Annotated in this window: 15 protein-coding genes; 10 read left to right on the forward strand and 5 right to left on the reverse strand. The window is 70.9% G+C overall.

Translation table 11 applies throughout. The features are described from left to right. Positions 1–220 precede the first annotated feature (220 nt). A complete protein-coding gene (locus tag ACFOY6_RS03380; RefSeq protein WP_379648948.1) occupies positions 221–2,083 on the forward strand; it encodes a hybrid sensor histidine kinase/response regulator in 1,863 nt (620 codons plus the stop codon). A 28-nt stretch (positions 2,084–2,111) separates the two neighbouring features. Here ACFOY6_RS03380 and ACFOY6_RS03385 read toward each other — a convergent pair whose 3' ends face one another. The 3 genes from ACFOY6_RS03385 to ACFOY6_RS03395 form a co-directional block, all read right to left on the reverse strand. Then, a complete protein-coding gene (locus ACFOY6_RS03385; RefSeq protein WP_379648950.1) occupies positions 2,112–4,169 on the reverse strand; it encodes an ATP-dependent helicase in 2,058 nt (685 codons plus the stop codon). Next, a complete protein-coding gene (locus ACFOY6_RS03390) occupies positions 4,166–4,510 on the reverse strand; it encodes a hypothetical protein (RefSeq protein WP_379648952.1) in 345 nt (114 codons plus the stop codon). The genes ACFOY6_RS03385 and ACFOY6_RS03390 overlap by 4 nt, the downstream gene beginning before the upstream one ends. Before the next feature lie 101 nt (positions 4,511–4,611). Beyond that, the gene (locus ACFOY6_RS03395) at positions 4,612–5,334 is read right to left on the reverse strand and encodes a DUF7168 domain-containing protein (RefSeq protein WP_379641354.1); all 723 of its coding nucleotides are present in this window, start codon (positions 5,332–5,334) and stop codon (positions 4,612–4,614) included. A 176-nt stretch (positions 5,335–5,510) separates the two neighbouring features. On the opposite strand from ACFOY6_RS03395, the gene ACFOY6_RS03400 reads away from it, so the two are divergent. Both ACFOY6_RS03400 and ACFOY6_RS03405 read left to right on the forward strand, forming a co-directional pair. Then, a complete protein-coding gene (locus ACFOY6_RS03400; protein ID WP_379648954.1) occupies positions 5,511–6,704 on the forward strand; it encodes an AAA family ATPase in 1,194 nt (397 codons plus the stop codon). Continuing rightward, positions 6,701–7,810 (forward strand): ParB/RepB/Spo0J family partition protein, encoded by a 1,110-nt coding sequence (locus ACFOY6_RS03405; protein ID WP_379648955.1) that lies wholly within the window; start codon positions 6,701–6,703, stop codon positions 7,808–7,810. Before ACFOY6_RS03400 ends, ACFOY6_RS03405 begins: the two co-directional genes overlap by 4 nt. Positions 7,811–7,882: 72 nt before the next feature. Here the strand turns inward: ACFOY6_RS03405 and ACFOY6_RS03410 are convergent, their stop codons facing one another. Further along, a complete protein-coding gene (locus tag ACFOY6_RS03410) occupies positions 7,883–8,917 on the reverse strand; it encodes a replication protein RepA (RefSeq protein ID WP_109517228.1) in 1,035 nt (344 codons plus the stop codon). 506 nt (positions 8,918–9,423) lie between these two features. Here ACFOY6_RS03410 and ACFOY6_RS03415 point away from each other — a divergent pair. From ACFOY6_RS03415 to rpoD, 3 genes are all read left to right on the forward strand, one after another. Beyond that, positions 9,424–9,693 carry a CopG family ribbon-helix-helix protein gene (locus ACFOY6_RS03415; protein WP_109517229.1) on the forward strand — a complete coding sequence of 90 codons (270 nt, stop codon included), beginning with the start codon at positions 9,424–9,426 and terminating at the stop codon, positions 9,691–9,693. Between the two features lie 15 nt (positions 9,694–9,708). After that, positions 9,709–9,996: a type II toxin-antitoxin system RelE/ParE family toxin gene (locus ACFOY6_RS03420; protein WP_109517230.1), complete on the forward strand. Its 288-nt coding sequence runs from the start codon at positions 9,709–9,711 to the stop codon at positions 9,994–9,996. A 300-nt stretch (positions 9,997–10,296) separates the two neighbouring features. Further along, on the forward strand, positions 10,297–12,132 hold the full coding sequence (gene rpoD, locus ACFOY6_RS03425) for an RNA polymerase sigma factor RpoD (RefSeq protein WP_109517231.1): 1,836 nt from the start codon (positions 10,297–10,299) through the stop codon (positions 12,130–12,132). A 65-nt stretch (positions 12,133–12,197) separates the two neighbouring features. On the opposite strand, the gene ACFOY6_RS03430 is transcribed toward rpoD, so the two are convergent. Then, positions 12,198–12,953, reverse strand: a complete 756-nt coding sequence (locus tag ACFOY6_RS03430; protein ID WP_379641377.1) for a 2-keto-4-pentenoate hydratase — start codon at positions 12,951–12,953, stop codon at positions 12,198–12,200. Between the two features lie 123 nt (positions 12,954–13,076). On the opposite strand from ACFOY6_RS03430, the gene ACFOY6_RS03435 reads away from it, so the two are divergent. Genes ACFOY6_RS03435 through ACFOY6_RS03450 form a run of 4 tightly spaced genes read left to right on the forward strand, consistent with a single transcriptional unit; the run spans position 13,077 to position 17,414 of the window. Further along, entirely contained in the window at positions 13,077–13,616 is a 540-nt protein-coding gene (locus ACFOY6_RS03435; protein ID WP_379648958.1) for a chemotaxis protein CheW, read from the forward strand. Next, a complete protein-coding gene (locus tag ACFOY6_RS03440; protein ID WP_379648960.1) occupies positions 13,613–15,127 on the forward strand; it encodes a CheR family methyltransferase in 1,515 nt (504 codons plus the stop codon). Before ACFOY6_RS03435 ends, ACFOY6_RS03440 begins: the two co-directional genes overlap by 4 nt. Then, on the forward strand, positions 15,127–15,750 hold the full coding sequence (locus tag ACFOY6_RS03445; RefSeq protein WP_379648962.1) for a chemotaxis protein CheW: 624 nt from the start codon (positions 15,127–15,129) through the stop codon (positions 15,748–15,750). The genes ACFOY6_RS03440 and ACFOY6_RS03445 overlap by 1 nt, the downstream gene beginning before the upstream one ends. Then, positions 15,747–17,414, forward strand: coding sequence for a methyl-accepting chemotaxis protein (locus tag ACFOY6_RS03450; RefSeq protein WP_379648964.1), 1,668 nt, complete (start codon positions 15,747–15,749; stop codon positions 17,412–17,414). Before ACFOY6_RS03445 ends, ACFOY6_RS03450 begins: the two co-directional genes overlap by 4 nt. The last annotated feature ends 35 nt before the right edge of the window (positions 17,415–17,449 follow it).

Below are 17,449 nucleotides of genomic sequence, written 5' to 3' on the forward strand. Positions count from 1 at the left end.
ACCCTTCTGCCTGCTGCAACTTTAGAGGGGCAGATCGCGTCGAGGTCTGGCATCGGTCTTGGGTATCAAGGTTGCATGGCATGCTCATCCACGTTGCATTCTGCCGCGCGACAGGCCGCGTCGGCTTGGCTCCGCCCCGGGAGGGCGCGCTCCATCGCGCCTCCTTCCCTGGTATTCGCGCCTGCGGCACGGACAGCCGGCGCCCATCCTCTTCAGGCAGATGAGCGAGAATAGGCAGGACGGCCTCGGGCCAAGCCGCGAGGCAGCGCTGAACGCCGAGGTGGCCCGGCTTCGCGCCGAGCTTGCCCGCGCGAGGCCAGGGGCCGGCCCCGTCCCTGCCGAAGCACCGCCGGCAGAGGCGCAGAGCGAAGCCCTGCATCGTGCCACTGCGGCCCTGGCGGCGAGCGAGGAGCGCTTCCGCCTGATCGTCGAGAAGGCGCGCGACTACGCGATCTTCCTCACCGATGCGGAGGACCGGATCACGGACTGGCTGCCAGGCGCGGCTGTGGTGTTCGGGTGGAGCGCCGCGGAGGCGGTGGGGCAGCCGGGCTCCATGCTCTACACACCGCAGGACCGCGAGCAGGGTGTGCCCGAATGGGAGGCTGCGGTCGCGCGGGAGAAGGGTTCGGCGCCCAATGTGCGCTGGCACCTCCGCCGCGACGGCTCCCGGGTGTTCATCGAGGGCAGCAGGACCGCTCTGCGAGGGCCGGACGGCAAGCTGCAGGGCTTCCTCAAGATTGGCCAGGACGTGACCGAGCGCCGTGCCGCCGAGGGCCGCCTGCGTGAAAGCGAGGCGGCGCTGCGCAACCTGAACGAGACGCTGGAGGTGCAGGTGGACACGCGCACCGCAGAATTGCGCAGCGCGCTGGATGCCCTGCAGGCCGAGGCCATGGACCGCATCCAGGCCGAGGAGGCGCTGCGCCAGGCCCAGAAGATGGAGGCGGTGGGCCAGCTGACGGGCGGCATCGCGCATGACTTCAACAACATGCTGCAGGGAATCATGGGCAGCCTGGAGCTGATGCAGCACCGCGTCGCGCAGGGGCGTGTGGCGGAGGCGGAACGCTTCGTGGATGCGGCGCGGCAGGGGGTGGAGCGCGCGGCGGCACTGACGCACCGCCTGCTGTCCTTTGCCCGCCGCCAGGCCCTTCATCCCCGCGCGGTGAATCCGGATCTGCTGGCCACGGGCATGACGGAGCTGATCCGGCGCACGGTCGGGCCCGAGGTGCGGGTCGAGCTGCGCCTCTGCGACGGCTCCTGGCCCGTGCTGTGCGACCCGAACCAGCTGGAACATGCCCTGCTCAACCTGGCCATCAACGCGCGCGATGCCATGCCGGAAGGCGGCAGGCTGACGATCGCCACCCGCAATGTCCATCTGGACGCGGCGGAGATCGCCTACCAGGAGGGCGCCCAGCCCGGCGACTATGTCGAGATCGCGGTGACGGATACCGGCACCGGAATGGACGAGGCGACCAAGGCGCGCGCCTTCGAGCCGTTCTTCACCACGAAGCCGCTCGGCCAGGGAACGGGTCTCGGTCTCTCCCAGATCTATGGCTTCGTGCGGCAATCCTATGGCGCGGTGCATATCGACAGCGCCGTTGGCCAGGGCACGACGCTGCGCCTCTACCTCCCGCGTGCGGACCGGCAGGGCGAGCATTCCGTTGCCGCCGTGCCACAGCCGGCGGCCGGGAGGCGCTTCGCCGAACCGGCCGGGCAAGGCGTCGTGCTGCTGGTCGAGGATGAGGCGCCGGTGCGCTCGGTCTCGGCCGAATATCTGCGCGAACTGGGCTACCGGGTGCTGGAGGCCACCGATGGCCCTTCGGCGCTGCGCATCCTCTACGGCCAGGAGGCACCCCAGGTGGCCTTGATGGTGACCGATCTGGGCCTGCCGAACGGCCTCAACGGGCGGCAGGTGGCCGACGCCGCACGCCAGCGCTGGCCAGACCTGCCGGTGCTGCTGATCACGGGCTATGCCGGGGACGCCTTGAAGGAGCCCCTGGCACCCGGAATGATGTTGATGACCAAGCCGTTCGAACTCGGCGCCCTCGCCGCGAAGGTGCAGGAGATGATCGGCAAGGCCAGGTAGAGGATCCGGCTCCGGCCACGAGCCGCCCCTACCCTTCCCCCCTCCTACGGCCCGATCCGGGAGGCTTCCTGCGGGCGTGGAATTCCGCGACGAGGCGGTCCGTCTCCGCCTGGGTCGGAGGGGGCAGCGTCCTCTTGACCGGGCCGGGAGGCGCCCCGGCGCCGGGCGGGCCTTTGAAAAGCTGTTCCGGAATCTCCGCAAGGAAACGGGAAGGCTTGGCTGCCCAGTCCCGCCTGTGCCGCACCCAACTCAGCCACAGGCTGCGCCGGGCCCGCGTCAGGCCGACATAGAAAAGACGGCGCTCCTCTGCGAGGCTGCCCTGCGCCTCCGCCCGGTAGCTGGGAAAAACGCCGTCCTCCAGGCCGGGCATCAGCACATGGTCGAATTCAAGGCCCTTCGCGCGGTGCAGCGTCATCACCGGCACGGCGTCGGCCTGCAGGTCGGCATCCGCCGCCTCTCCCAGCGCCGTGGCCTCGCAATAGGCGGCGGGGCTGCCAAAGCGGCCGGCGGCGCTGAAGGCCGCCTCCCAGGCCGCCAGATGCGCCTGCCCCGCTTCCCGCAGCCCGGCGGCCAGCCCGGCCCGCTCGGCGGCCAGTTGCAGCGCATCCTCCGGCGGCAGGCGGCGCCTGTGGATGTCCGCGGCAAGTGCCCGCGCCTGATCGGCGACTGCCCGCAGCCGCAGGCGGTCCTCGTCGGAGCCGGGCAGGTCCTCCGCCGCGGCGGCCAGGGCCAGGCCGGTCTCCGCGGCATGTTGGCGGAGTTGCGCGAACAGCCGCCCGGAGATCCCTCTGGGCGGATGGGCGCAGGCCCGGCGGAAGGCGTCATCGGCGGCGGCGTTCCAGCCATGCCCGTCATGGCTCATGGCCAGCTGGAGCCAGGCCTGGGCGGCCAGGATATCGCGGGGCACTTCCGGCTCCCGCTCCGAGACGCGGCGGAACGGCATTCCTGCCTCGGCCAGGGCCGCCAGGATAGGCTCCGCCAGGAATCCCGCACGCAGCAGGACCGCGCATTCCCTCCAGGGAAGACCCTCCTCCCCCGTGCGCAGCGCCTGAAGATGCTTCACCACCGCCCGGCCTTCCTGCTCCGGCGTCTCCGCCTCGCGCAACAGCAGGGGTGTGCCCCAGTTCGCATCGGGCCGGGCCGGCCGCAGGGTCTTGCGCAGCGCCTGCGGGTCGCGCGCCGCGACGGCATTCGCCGCCAGCAGGATGGCACGGGCGGAACGGTAGTTGATCTCCAGCCGGATGGTCTCCCCAGCCCCCGGATACTGGCGGCGGAAGCGGCGGATCTGCGACACATCGGCGCCCCGCCAGCCATAGATGGACTGGGTGTCGTCGCCCACGGCGAAGACCCTTCCCTGTTCCCCCGCCAGAAGGCGTATCAGCCGGTGCTGGGCCAGGTTGGTGTCCTGGTACTCGTCGATTAGCAACTCCGACCATCTCGTTCCCCAGCGCTGCGCCAGGGCGCGGTCCGCCTGCATGGCCTCGACGGGGCGGGTGATCAGGTCGTCGAAATCCAGCGCCGCGCGGCGGTCCAGTTCCGCGCGATAGGCGGGGAGCAGGGCCTGCGCCTGCCGCAGGGTCTCCGCCTCGAAGCGGGCGAAGGCAGGACCCTGCGGGCAGGCATCCCGTGCGCCGAGAAGGGACCCCTTCAGCAGCGACACCGCATCCTGCAGAGCCATTCCCTCGCGCGCATCCTTCAGCCCGGCGAGCGCCATCAGCACGGCCCGTGCATCGGACTGCCCCAGGATGGCGAAGCCGCGCGGCAGGCCGGGCACCTGCGACGCCTCCTCGGTCATCAGCCGGGCCATGACGGCATGGAAGGTGCCGACCCAGCGGGGCACCCTCCCCGCCCCCAGCCGCGCGGCGAGCCGGGCCCGCATCTCTCCCGCCGCCTTGGTGGTGAAGGTGATGCAGAGCAGGCGTTCGGGTGCCTCGCCACGCCGGAGGATCAGATCGGCAACCCGCCGGGTCAGGGTCTCGGTCTTGCCGGAGCCGGCGCCCGCCAGGACGAGTTGCGGTGCCGTGGCCATGGCGGCCGCGGCCTGCGCCTCGTTCAGGCCGGCCAGGTGAGACAGGGTCTCCGTCATGCGCGGACAGGATCCAGGAACAGCGGCCGCGCCGCCCGATCGACGCGCAGCCCGGCCTCGGCCATCGAGGAAAACAAGGCTTCCTCCGGGATGCGGAGATAACGGATCAGAAGTTGCGCATACAATCCCAGGAACCGGGCACCATGGCCATCCGACTGGCCGTCATGCGTGGCGCTCAGGGCATGGGCCAGTTCATGCAGAAGGACCCAGTCCGGCACGGATTCGGGAAGCCGCATCCGCATCCGGTCGGCATCCGCCAGGCGCCGGCGCGCCTGGGCGGGCAGAGGCTCGACCCTGGGAGGATATCGCAGCCCCAGATCCGCCCAGATCGCCTCGACCATGCGCGGGGCCTGCGCGAAGCCGACCGTCCCGCCGCCGGAAGGCGCGACGAAGCGGTCCTCCCAGGCATAGACGCGGGCGCGCTGCGTATCCCTGGCGCGGCTCATGGCAGGACGTCGCGCGTCCTTCCGCCGACCGGCCGGTTCAGGTTGATCCGGTCTCCCGCGGCATAGCCCTGGCGGTAGGCGCCATTGGCCCGGATCCCCGCCCGGCGCGTGGCGACGAGCCGTATGGTGGTCTCCCGAAAGGCGTCCTCCACCACCCGGTGCTTGACGATCATCAACGCGGTGCTGTCGCTGCGCTGGGCGGCCACTTCGGCCTCGCGCGCTGCCAGCATCGCTTCCAGCCGTTCGGCGATCCGCCCGGCCATGCCCTGCTGGTAGCTGACGGAGGCCTGACGCAGCGGCACGCCGCGCAGGGCGGGATGGGCGTGGCGGAAACGCTCCAGCTCCGTCTGCATACCCCGCTCGATCACCGCAAACAGGTAAGTGGCCAGGGCCACGTCACTTTCGAAGCCGAAGAAGACATAGCGCGCCCCCTCCTCGTCGCGGCTCAGCCAGACCTTGCAGCCGCAGAACCGCGCCACGGCCGGGACGCAGCCATCAATGGGCCGTCTCTGCCGCCCGGCCAAAGGCACCTCGGCCTGTACGCAGCGCGCCTGCCGGACCTCGATCTCGTCCATGCTCAGCGCGTAGCGTTCGAGCAGCCTCCCGGCCATCTCGGCGGCGGCCATCGCCTCTGCCTCGGTGCAGCCATTGGACACCGTCTTTTCGGTCAGGGCCTTGATGCGTGCCTTTACACGGGTGAGTTCATCGCGTTGCATCATGGCCCAGCTCCTTCGCAGCGGCGCTCTATACCATGGGTCCGGCGGGATGGCAGGGCGGCGGAATTGGATGCATCCAATGAGCCTTCCGGCCAGTGTTGGATGCATCCAATGCCATAGGGGCTTCCGCAAGCCACCACAGGCCATTAAGGAGAAAAGACGGATTCAAAGGTAGTGCGATGGATCAGGCCGCCAGGTTCCGCCACGTCGCCGAGGTGTTGCGTACCGCGCAGCGCATGGCCATCGAGGTGGAGAATGCCCCGGACAAGCGCAAGCGGCTGCGGCGTTTCTCGACCCAGGAGGTGGCTGCACTGCTGGGCGTGACGCCTCGGCAGTTGCGGCAGGCCAGCGGCCTGAAGCCGGCGGGCAAGGGGATCGCGCCACGGGCCCGCATGGATTTCGCCGAGATCATGGCGGCGCGCGCGGCACTCTATCAAAGCACCGGGCAATTGTCCTTCCTGCCTCGGCGTGACGCGGCGAAAGGCGAGGAACTGGCGGCCATCGCATTTACCAACTTCAAGGGTGGCTCCGCCAAGACCACCAGCAGCGTGCACTTCGCGCAGTACATGGCACTTGCGGGCTACCGTATCCTGCTGATCGATCTGGACAGCCAGGGCAGTACCACGGCGCAGTTCGGGATGGACCCGGCGGAGGAGGTGGGGCTTGGCAACAGCTTTGCCGGCTGGGTGGCGCGGCAGCATGTTCCACTCTCCGCCAAGGCTCTCTGCCAGCCAACCTACTGGCCCAATATCGACCTCGTCCCCGCGGGTGCGGCCCTGTCGGAGGCGGAGGAGATGCTGGCACGCCGCGCAGCCAGCGGTGAGGCAAAGGAAACCCTTTATTTCGAGGAGCTGTCCGCCTTCCTGGCAGAGGTTGCCAGCGACTATGATGTGGCGGTCATCGACACACGGCCGGACGTCAACATGCTGATGACCACCGCCCTGCACGCGGCGACCGGGATCGTGGTGCCAAGCCGCGCCACCATGACCGACCTGGCATCGACGGGGGAGTTCTTCGCCCACCTCGCCGGCTACACCACCGCCTTCCAGGAGGCCTTCGGCCACGGGCTGAAGCTGGCCTTCAACCGCATCCTGGTGACCGCCTATGATCCGACCGACCGCAGCCAGGAAGCCTTGCTGAACCTGCTGCGGGAGCGCTTCACCGACATGGTGCTGCCGGATCCCTTCCTGCATTCGCGCATCATGGGGACCGCGGGCTTCGGCAAGGAAACTCTCTACGAGTACGAGCCCAGCACGGACCGGGCCGCCTACAACCGTGTCCTGGCCAGCGCCAACAGCGTCAGCCGCGCGATCGAGCGGGACGTCTGGCGGGCCTGGGGCCGCGATGCGATGGTGAAGGAGACGCAACCATGAAGCCCGCCGCCTCCCGCTTCGGCACCCTGGCCCAGGCTGTCCGCGACCGGACCGCAATGACCGACGCCGCGTCTGGCCGCCCTGCGGCGCCGGAAGGGGCCGGGGTGCACAGGCCGGCCGCGGCGCTGAACCTCGCGGCCGAGGGCCTGCGGGAGCGGGTGGTGCGGCTGGAGGCCGAGCTGGCCAAGGCCAGCACCGCCAATGCCGGTCTGGAGCGTGCGCTCGCCCATGCCCGTGATGCGGCTGGCAGGGCAGGGGACTCGGCCGACGAGTTCCTCTTCCTGGACCCTTCCGTGATCGCCGATCCCCTGCCGCGCGACAGGCTGCCGGGTGCCTTCGAAGGACCGGAATTCACGGCGCTTCTGGAGGACATTCGCCACAACGGCCAGAACGACGCCATCACCGTCCGCCGCCAGCCGGAGGGGCGCTACGAGATCGCCGCCGGCCGCCGGAGGCTGGAAGCCTGCCGCCGCCTGGGCCTTTCCGTCCTCGCCCGCATCCGTGCCCTCGACGATGCGGCGATGCTGCGGGTGCAGTTCTCGGAGAACGAGCGGCGCGAGGACATCTCGGCGCTGGAGCGTGCCCGCTGGTTCGCCGAGGTTCGCGCCCGGCTTGAGGGGCCGGGCCGGGAGCTTGCGGCGCAGTTCGGCCTCGATCCCTCGACGCTCAGCCTCTACCTCCGGCTTTCGCGCTTTCCCGCCGAGATCATCGAGCGGCTGGAGGAGCCACGGCGCCTGGCCGTGCTGCGGGCCCGCCGGGTGATGGAAGCGGTCGAGGCCAGCCCGGACGCGCTGGCGCGCATTCTGGAGGCCCTCGACGCCTATCGGCGCCAGGCGCAATCCGCCTTCGACCCGGATGAGCAGATCGCGGTGTTGATGCGGGCCGCCGAGGGGCGCGGCAGCCGCCAGCCGGCCGCGCAGCCCGAGCCGCCCGAACGCCGCCATATCGTCCATGAGGGCCGCCGCATCGGAACCCTGACCCGCAATGGCGGGCAATGGGTGTTCCGCTTCGCCACCTCGCTGACCGATGAGACGGTGCACGCCATGGCGGATCGCCTGCCGGAACTGGCGGCAGGGCTGCAGAAGCCGCGCCGTTCAGGCGGCTAGGCAGACGGAGCGGGCCGCCTGTGATCCTTCCCAGCGGCGGGGGGGCGGCAGGGTGTGATCCCTGCAAGCCGCTCAGTGATGGATCGGGGGAGGGGAGGGCTCCAGCAGCAATCCCCGGTCGCTCACGCGCACCTTGGCGTTCTTGTAGGCGGACAATGCCAGGTGCAGGGGTCCCTCGAACTGCGTCTTGAAGTTCTTGAGCGCGCCCACCTTGGAGCCGAACTGCCGCCACAGCCTGTCCCAGCCGATCGGCGTTTCCTTCTGCAGGGAGTGCAGCCGGTAGGCCAGCCAGAGATAGATGTCGATCGCCAGCGGCGAGGTGGTCAGGTCCCGCACCGCGGCGCGGTCCACCAGCACGGGGTGCCGCCGCAACTCGTCGAAGAAGGCCTGGGAGAGAACCACGCGCTCCACGAGCCTGGCCGTCTTCTTGGAGCGTGGATCCGGCTCGCCCACATAGCTGAAGGCATCGACGAGGCGCTGGTTGACGATGACGCCCTTCTTGTCGTTGCCGAAGCTGAAGTCGACGGTGCAACTCGCGAGGCGCTCCAGCTGCTCGGCCACCTTGCCGTTGCTTGGCCCGCCGCGGTTGATCCCGAGCCGGGCCACCACGGCGCTGGCCGAGCGCCCCATGTGGATCTCCCGGCTGCCACGCTCCAGCGCCTCGGTCTGCCAGTCGATCAGCAGGAGCCGCGCATAGCTGCCGAAGGGCACGCCGACATATTCCTGGCTGTTGTCGTCGCGCAGCCGCACGCCGGGGCGGACCAGGAGCCGGGCGAAATCGGTCTCGATCAGCCAGTTCTGGTCCCGGGGCTGGTCCCGGTGCGGCAGGCCGGCCAGGCACCATGCGGAGTAGCTGTAGCCGATCTCGCTGGTGCCCTCGAATTCGCGGACGATGGCGGAGGAGGCGGTGTCGGCGATCTGCCGCCCCATACGCCCGGCCAGCGCCTTCGGCAGGCTGGGCGGGCGCGGCTCGAGGATGGCTGTCTGGGCTGCCTTCACGGCTCCTTTGGCCCCCTTGGCCGCGACAATCCGGTGCACGCTGTTGTTAGGCCCGAACAGGTCTCCCTGCTCGACGCTGCTGCCCGGCTTGTCATCTGGCTCGACCATGCGCCGCACCCTGCAACGCCGTTTCTCGTCCGTCGATGTGAACCTTGCCATCCAGCCCCGTCACCGGTCCTTCCCAGGTCTGTGAACCTTGCCAGCCCAGAGCAAGCCTAGGGGTAGTGGAGAGATTGTTATTGAAGAAGGGCTGGCAGGGTTCACGTGGATAACTCTACAACCCTCTGTAAAGAGGCGATAAATCGGGAAATCCGGGTTCTGGCAAGGTTCACATCCCGGGCTTCCCGGCGCCTCCCGGCCGGCTGGCAAAGTTCACAAGAGGCCCCTGGCTGCCTGCTTTGCGCCGGCTGGCAAAGTTCACACCGGGCCCGCGAATCGGTGGAGGGAGGCAGAACCCCTCGGCTGGCAAGGTTCACATATGCCGGGCGCGCCTCTGTCTCGCGCATCGCCGGCTTGAGCGTGGGCGTGGGGACAGCCCTGCACAGATTTCATTGCTGTGACAGGAGGCAACGGTATAGACGAGTATGACCGAGTGGCACCCCGGAGCATGGCCGATGTCGAGCAGCCTCGCGCTGAAGCTGGATGAGGAGACCCGCAGGCGACTGCAGGCGCTCGGCCAGTTGCGTGACCGCTCGCCGCACTGGCTGATGAAGAAGGCCGTGCTCGAGTATCTCGACCGCGAGGAAAGCTACGAGCAGGAGAAGCAGGAGGATCTGGCGCGCTGGGAACAGTACCGCCTGGCCGGGCGCGGCGTGCCGCACGCCTCGGTGCGGGAGTGGCTGGACAGCTTCGGAACGGAGAGCGGGCGACCTCGCCCTGAGTGAGCGCCGGACCACGACATGGCTGTCCTGACCTGGCTGCCGGAGGCGGTCGGCGCTCTTGAGCGCCTTCTTCTCCTTCTGCACGAGAGAAATCCCGAGGCGGCGCGGCGTGCCGCCCAGGCTGTCGCCCGCGCCGCGGACCGCCTGGCCGAAGGCGCCATCGGCCGCCCCCTGGCCGATGGCACGGGCCGGCGGGAGCTGGTGGTGCCTTTCGCCGGAACGGCATTCGGGCTGCGCTACCAGCTGGGGGAGGCGGGAACGGTGGTCATCCTTCGGGTCTGGCACGGCCAAGAGGAGCGCGCATGAGCAGCTCGGCTTCGGGGCGGTTGAAGCCCTTGGCGGCAGGCCGGCGGCACCCCTGGCATGCCACCGCATCGCCGCCTTGCAGGCGGCGGGGGTTTTGGGAGCGGGAACGGCTCCCTAGATGAGGCAGGCGTCTGGCGGAGCGGACGCCCAGCTTTCCTTATGATCTCGCCCTCTAAAGTCGCGCCGCCGCGCGGCGGCGGGCTATGGCCTGCGGGCCGGCAGGCCCGGGACACTCCGGCGAGACACGATACGAGATGGGGCCTTCCCTGGTCCCCCAGCACGAACGAGACAGGTGAATCGATGGACGGGATGTTTACCTACGGCGCGGCGGATCAGGGTGACGCGGAGAATGGCGCGGAGCTCAAGGCACGGGCGGGCACCTATGGGGACATCCTGGCCCGGGAAGGGCAGGAGGCGGAACGGGTTGTGCCTGTGCTGACCAATGGCCGCGGCTGGCGTGCCGAATTCGGGGAGGAGTTCGACAGCCCCGAGACGATCGACGTGCGCAGCGATGCGGCGGAGGACGAGCCGGCGGAGGATGAGGAGCGCTCGCCCGACGCCGAGGAGGCGCGCGAGGAGCCGAGCGAGGAGGCCGCGGAGGGCGGGAACGTCAACGAGGCGAGCCTCTCCCGCTCCGACGACCCGGTGCGGATGTTCCTGCGCGAGATGAGCGGCACCGAGCTGCTGACGCGCGACGAGGAGATCGCCCTCGCCCAGCGCATCGAGGCCGGGCGCGACGCCATGCTGGCCGGGCTGTGCGAGAACCCGATGACCTTCCGCCACATCGCCGCCTGGAAGGCCGCGCTGGAGGCAGGCGAGATGCCGCTGCGCGAGGTGGTGGAGCTGGAGGCCATGGCGGCCGACGCCGCGCCGCTGCCGGAGCTCGAGGAAGGCGAGGAGAGCGAGGCCGCGCCGCACGCCACGCTCGACGAGAAGATGAAGCCCGAGGTGCTGGCCGCCTTCAACGCCGCCCTCGATGCGCATGCGCGGCTCTGCGCGCTCGGCATCGGCAGCGCCGCCGCCAAGGCGGAGCGGGTGGAGATGGTGGGGCTGTTCGGCGCGCTGCGCCTGCGCCCCGCGCGCCTCGACCTGCTGGTGGGCGAGGTGCGGGAGGTGAGCCGCCGCCTGATGGCGCTGGACGGCAAGGCGGTGCGCCTGGCGCTGGCCACCCGGCTGGACCGCGATCTCGTGCTCGGCGTCTGGAATGGCACCGAGGCGGGGGCGGCGGCGCTGCTGGAAGCGGCGCAGAAGCTGCGCACCAGCTCCGCCAAGCGCGAGGTGGCGCTGCGCGAGCTGCGCGAGGGCCTGCCCGAGATCCGCGCCGCCATCGGCAAGCTGGAGGCGGAGAGCGGCCTGGCCGTGCTGGAGCTGCGCCGCGTCTGTGCCGAGGTCGGCCGGGGCGAGCGCGACATGCGCAAGGCGAAGGAGGAGCTGACGCGCGCCAACCTGCGCCTCGTCGTGCACATCGCCAAGCGCTACCGCAACCGCGGCCTGATGTTCGGCGACCTGATCCAGGAGGGCAACATCGGCCTGATGCGCGCGGTGGACAAGTTCGACTGGCGCCGCGGCTTCAAGTTCGCCACCTACGCCACCTGGTGGGTGCGGCAGGCCATCACCCGCTCGCTGGCCGACCAGGCGCGCACCATCCGCGTGCCGGTGCACATGACGGAGACGGTGGGCAAGGTTGCGCGGATGAGCCGCCGCTTCGCCCAGAAGGCCGGCCGCGAGCCGACGCCGGAGGAGCTGGCGGGCGAGCTGGGCATGTCGGTGGACAAGGTGCGCGCCGTGCAGCGCCTGGCGCGCGAGCCGGTGAGCCTCGAGAACCCGATCGGCGAGGATGATGACGGCCGCCTCGGCGACTTCATCGAGGACGAGAACGCGGTGATCCCCTTCGAGGCCGCCGCGCGCTCCTCGATGCGGGATGCCACCATGCGCATCCTCTCCGACCTGACGCCGCGCGAGGAGCGCATCCTGCGCATGCGCTTCGGCATCGGCGGCGAGAACGACCACACGCTGGAGGAGGTCGGCAAGACCTTCAACGTGACCCGCGAGCGCATCCGCCAGATCGAGGCGAAGGCGCTGAAGAAGCTGCAGGTCTCGAAGCGCGGCAAGTCGCTGCGCAGCTTCCTGGCCTGACAGGCCGGGCCTGAGCGTCGCCAGAGGCCGGGGGAAGCAACGCCCCCGGCCTTTTTCGTGCCCGCTCAGACGATCGCGGTCTCGACCGTGCCCGCATTGCGGAAGCTGGCGCGGACCCGGGTGCCGGGCTTCACCAGCAGCAGGCCGGTGCAACTGCCGGTGGTGACCACCATGCCCGCCTTCAGCCCGCCGAGGCCGCGCGCCCCCTCATTGGCCAGCCATTGCAGCAGCCGGATGGGCTCGCCCGCCGTGTTGCCGCCGACATGCTCCACCGCCACCTCGTCGTTGAAGGTCAGCCGCACGGGCTCGTTCGGCGGGTCGATGTGGCGCCAGGATTCCAGCGCGGGGCCGACCACCAGCGCGCCGTGGTTGACCTGGTCCGCCACATGGCTCAGCGCGTCGGTGCAGTTGAGCGCGGTGAAGCGGGTGTCCACGATCTCGATGGTGGGGTGCAGGCTGGCCACCGCCGCCATCACCTCCTCCCGGCTGTAGGGCGTCTCGCGCGGGGGCAGGTCGGCGCCCAGCCGGAAGCCGATCTCCGCCTCGATGCTGGTGATGTTGAAATCGGCCGCGGCGAAGGGTGTGCTGTCGAAGCGCAAGTTGCTGGCGTAGAGCGGCGCGCCGCTTGGCGTGGCCTGCGGCGTGGCGGCGCCGACCTTCCAGCCGCCGACCGGCCCCAGCGCCTCCGCCACCAGCGCCTGGATCGCCACGGCCTCCTCCTGCGTGGCGGGCCGGGCGCCCTCGGGCAGCGCGGCCAGCCAGCGGCGGCTGCGGCGTGCCTCCAGCAGGGCGGCCGCGGCGGCGGCAAGGTCTGTGGCCATGAGCGAAATCTCCGGAATGTTATGCCCTATCCTGCCGCGCCCACGCCGCAGGGTCGAGGGGAGCCGGTTGGCGTGCGATACAACCGGTGGTAACCAAAACGCCGCAGCAGGAAATCCTCTTTCGTGAACTGGCGCGCTATGACGGCCCTTCCAGCGGATCATTACGTGGTGATGCGTCTGGGCAGCCGGCGCTGTGCCCTGCCCTGCGCCGCGGTGCGCGAGGTGCTGCCGCTGCCGCGCCTCTGGCGGCCGCCGGGCCTGCCGCGCCCTCTGGCGGGCTTCATGAATCTCGCCGGCGAGGCGGTGCCGGTGCTGGACCTGCCGCGCCTCTTCGGCCTTGCCGCATCCGGCGACGCCGAGGACGCGCTGTACCGCCACCTGCTGCTGACCAGCGGGGAGGGGAAGCCGCTCCTGGCCCTGCTGGTGGACCGGGTGCTGGACATGCGGCGCATCCCGCCGGAGCGGCTGCGCCCCGTGCCGCCCGAGGCGACGCTGAATGGCTGTGCCACGGCCGAGATCGAGACGCCGGAAGGCTTCATCCACCTGCTGGCACCGGACCGCATCCTGCTGGCGCAGGAAGCCGCCACCCTGGCCACGCTGCGCGAGGGCGCGCAGTCCCGGCTGGCGGAGTGGGAAGGCGCGGGAAGGGAGGGCGCGGCATGACGCGCGCGGCGCCCGGGCCCTTCACGGCCACCCTGCTGCCGGACGCGGATTTCCTGGCGCTGAAGGCCGAGATCGTCGCCCGCACGGGCCACCACTACTACCAGGACAAGGACGAGCTGCTGTGGGAGCGGGTCCGGCGCCGGCTGCATGCCACCGGGCTGGTCGGCGCGGGCGCGTACCTGGCCCGGCTGCGGGACATGGCGCAGGGCGAGGCCGAATGGGCGGCGCTGGAGGCCGAGATCACCATCGGCGAGACCTTCTTCTTCCGCTATGCCGAGCAGTTCGCGGCGCTGGGCGAGACCATCCTGCCGGCCCTGCTGGAGCGGGCCCGCCCGCGGAGCCGGCTGCGTATCTGGAGCGCCGGCTGCGCCAGCGGCGCGGAGCCGTACTCGGTGGCCATCCTGCTGCGCCGCCTGCTGGGCGAGGCCCTGCCGGACTGGCGGCTGTCCATCCTGGGCACCGACCTGAACGAGGCGGTGCTGGAGACGGCACGGCAGGCGCGGTTCAGCCGCTGGGCGTTGCGGACCCTCTCGCCGGAGGAGTTGCAGCGGGACTTCATCCCCGCCGCCGATGGCCGCCACTGGCTGCTGCGGCCCCAGCACCGCGCCATGGTGCGCTTCGAGAAGCACAACCTGCTGAGTCTGCTGGACGGCACCTCTCCGCTCCAGTTCACGGATTACGACCTGATCCTCTGCCGCAACGTGCTGATCTACTTCCACCCCGAGGTGGTGCTGCGCATCGTCCGGGCCCTGTCGGAGCGGCTGCACGAGGGGGGCTGGCTGCTGCTGGGCCATGCCGAGCCCAACCCGGACTTCGCCGAGTTCCTGGAGGTCGTGAACCTGCCGGGCACCGTCGCCTATCGGCGGCGCGGGGAGACGGGCCTGGCGCCCCCCTCCGCCGCCACGGCTGCCGCACGGCCGTTGCCGGCCGGGTGGCCGGGCAGCCCGCCTGCCGTCACCAACCCGGCACCCTGGATGCCGGTGGCACCCACCTCGGCTTTCCCTCCGGGGCCAGCCCAGCCAGCGGCCGCTCCGCCGCGCCCTGCCGCGCCGCCCTCCACCGCGGCTGCGCAGGAGGACAGCGGCGCCGCCCGGCAGAGCGGCGCCGGCTGGCTGGACCAGGTGCGCGCCCAGGCCGACAGGGGCGACCTTCTCGCGGCCAGCCAGGCCTGCGCGGCCGGCCTGCGGGAATGGCCGCTCGACGCCGCCCTGCATTATTACGAGGGGCTGGTGCAGCGGGCCCTCGGCCAGCGTGCCGCCGCCGAGCGGGCCTTCCGCCGTGCCCTCTACCTGCGCAACGATTTCGTCATGGCGCACTATCAGCTGGGCCTGCTGCTGCTCGACGAGGGAGAGGCCGCCGCCGGACGGCGCGCCCTCGCCGTGGCGTCGCGCATCGCGCATGCGATGCCGCCGGACGAGACCGTGGAGGAGGGCGACGGCATGACCGCACGGGCGCTGCGCGAGACGGCGCGGCTGCATCTCGACACCCATCCCGCAGGGACGGCCCGCTGATGCCCGGCCGGACCCTCGCCGCGGCCTTGCCGTCGCTGCGCGCCCGTGCGGAGCGGCTGATGGACGAGCGCACGCGCAGCCTGGCCGGCCGGGCCCGCGCCGACGCGGCGCAGGACGCGGCCCATCCGGTCCTGTCCGTGATCGCGTGTGCGCTGGGCGACGAGTTCTACGGCCTGCCCCTGGCCATGGCCGCGCATGTGCTGCCTGCCGCGCCCTGCGTGCCGCTGCCCGGTGCGCCGCCGGCGATGCTGGGGCTGCTCGGCCGCACCGGGCAGGTGTTCAGCGTGCTGGATCTTGGCCTGGCGCTTGGCCGCCCCGCCGCCCGGCCCGAGGCGGCGTCCGACCCGGCGCTTCACGGGCGGATGATGGAGGGGCATGTCGTGCTGCTGCGCCACGCTCCGCGCCGCTTCGCCCTGCGCGTGGACCGTGTGCTGGGCGTGGCCGAGGTGGCCCCGCTGCAACAGCCCGGCCAGCCCGTGGCGGAGCGGATGGTGGCGGGCCATGCCTGGCTGCCTCCCGCCCTGGCCGGCGGCCGCCGGCCGGTGCTGGGCCTGATCGACATGGACCGCCTGCTGCAACCCTACCTGTCTTCTCCCGAGACTTTCCGGAGCGTGACGCCGTGAGCATCGCCAACCGCATCCTTCTGGGCTTCACCGCCATCACGCTGCTGCTGGTCGGCCTGGGACTCTACAGCCTGAACCAGATCAGCGTGGTCACCCGTGCCTCCGAGGTCACGGTCACCCGCGACATGGCCATGCTGCGCAAGCTGATCGACCTGCAGGATGCCGAGCACGACCTGCAGGACGCCCGCAGCCGGGCCGTCTCGCGCTTCCTGCTGCGCAGCCTGGGCCGGGAGACGGCAGCCGAGGACCCGGCCCCGCTGGTGCCGCGCTATGTCACCGAGGCAGAGCGCCTGCTGAACGAGATCCAGGCCCAGGCCAGCCAGAACCTGGCCAACGCCGCCTCCACGGAGCGGCAGACCGGCTGGCAGCAGATCTCCCAGATCGTCACCCAGGCGGCGCTGCCGCTGCGGCAGATCCGCGAGCGCAGCCAGGAGCAGCTGCAATCCATCCAGGCCGGCAACCTGGACGCGGTGCAGGGCGTGGGTGCCGCCCTGCTGCCCGCGCGGCAGGAATTCTACCGCCTCACCGGCCAGCTGCAGGAGGCGCTGAACGAGGTGATTGGCAGCGGCCAGCGGCGCAGCAACGAGATCTATCTCGAGAGCCGCTTCTCGGTGATCATGGTCATGATCGGCGCGGTGCTGCTCGGCATCGCCATCACCGTGCTGATCCGCCGCTCCATCGTGCGGCCGCTCTCGGCCTTCATGAACTTCGTCGAGCGCGTCGGCCGGGGCGACCTCGGCGGCGACCTGGCCTCGACCGGGCATGACGAGCTGGGCCGCCTCGGCGGCACGCTCAACGCCATGGTGGAGGGCCTGCGCCAGCTCGCCGGCCAGAGCCGGGAGGCCACCGAGAACCTGAACGCCGCCGCCGCCGAGATCCGCGCCAGCACGCAGGAGCAGGCCGCCAGCGTCGAGGAGCAGCTCGCCGCCGTGCAGGAGACCGCCGCGACGGTCGACGAGATCACCCATTCCGGCGTGCAGATCGGCAAGCGGGCGCAGGAGGTCATCGCTTCCGCCCAGGCCACGGCGCAGACCTCCTCCGCCGGGCTGCGCGCGGTGGACGAGACGGTGCGCGCGATGGACGCCATCCGCGAGCAGGCCGAGGCGGTGGCCACCAACATCGTCGCGCTCTCCGAGAAGACGCAGGCGATCGGCGAGATCATCGCCACGGTGAACGACATCTCCGAGCGCAGCCACCTGCTGGCGCTGAACGCCGCCATCGAGGCCGCCGCCGCCGGCGAGCAGGGGCGCAGCTTCGCCGTCGTCGCCGCCGAGATGAAGACGCTGGCCGACCAGGCGAAGGAGGCCACCAGCCAGGTGCGCTCGATCCTGGGCGACATCCAGCGCGGCATCAACGCCTCCGTCATGCTGACCGAGGAGGCGGTGAAGCGCGTGGCCACCGGGCGCGAGCGCACCGACACGACGCAGAGCACCATCACCGAGATCACCGGCCGCATCCAGGAGAGCGTGCAGACCTTCCAGCAGATCGTCGCCTCGACCAACCAGCAGCAGCTCGGCATCGAGCAGGTGATGAGCGCGCTGCAGAACATCCGCCAGGCCAGCCAGCAGACCGCGGCCGGCACGCGGCAGCTGGACACGGCGGCGGCGAACCTGTCGCAGCTGTCGCAGCAGCTCGTCGCCCTGGCCGACCGCTACCGGCTCTGAGCGGGGGGCTGGCCATGCGTCTGCCATCGGCGGGT

It is taken from the genome of Teichococcus aestuarii (assembly GCF_042651065.1).
In the GTDB taxonomy this organism is placed as follows: domain Bacteria; phylum Pseudomonadota; class Alphaproteobacteria; order Acetobacterales; family Acetobacteraceae; genus Pseudoroseomonas; species Pseudoroseomonas aestuarii.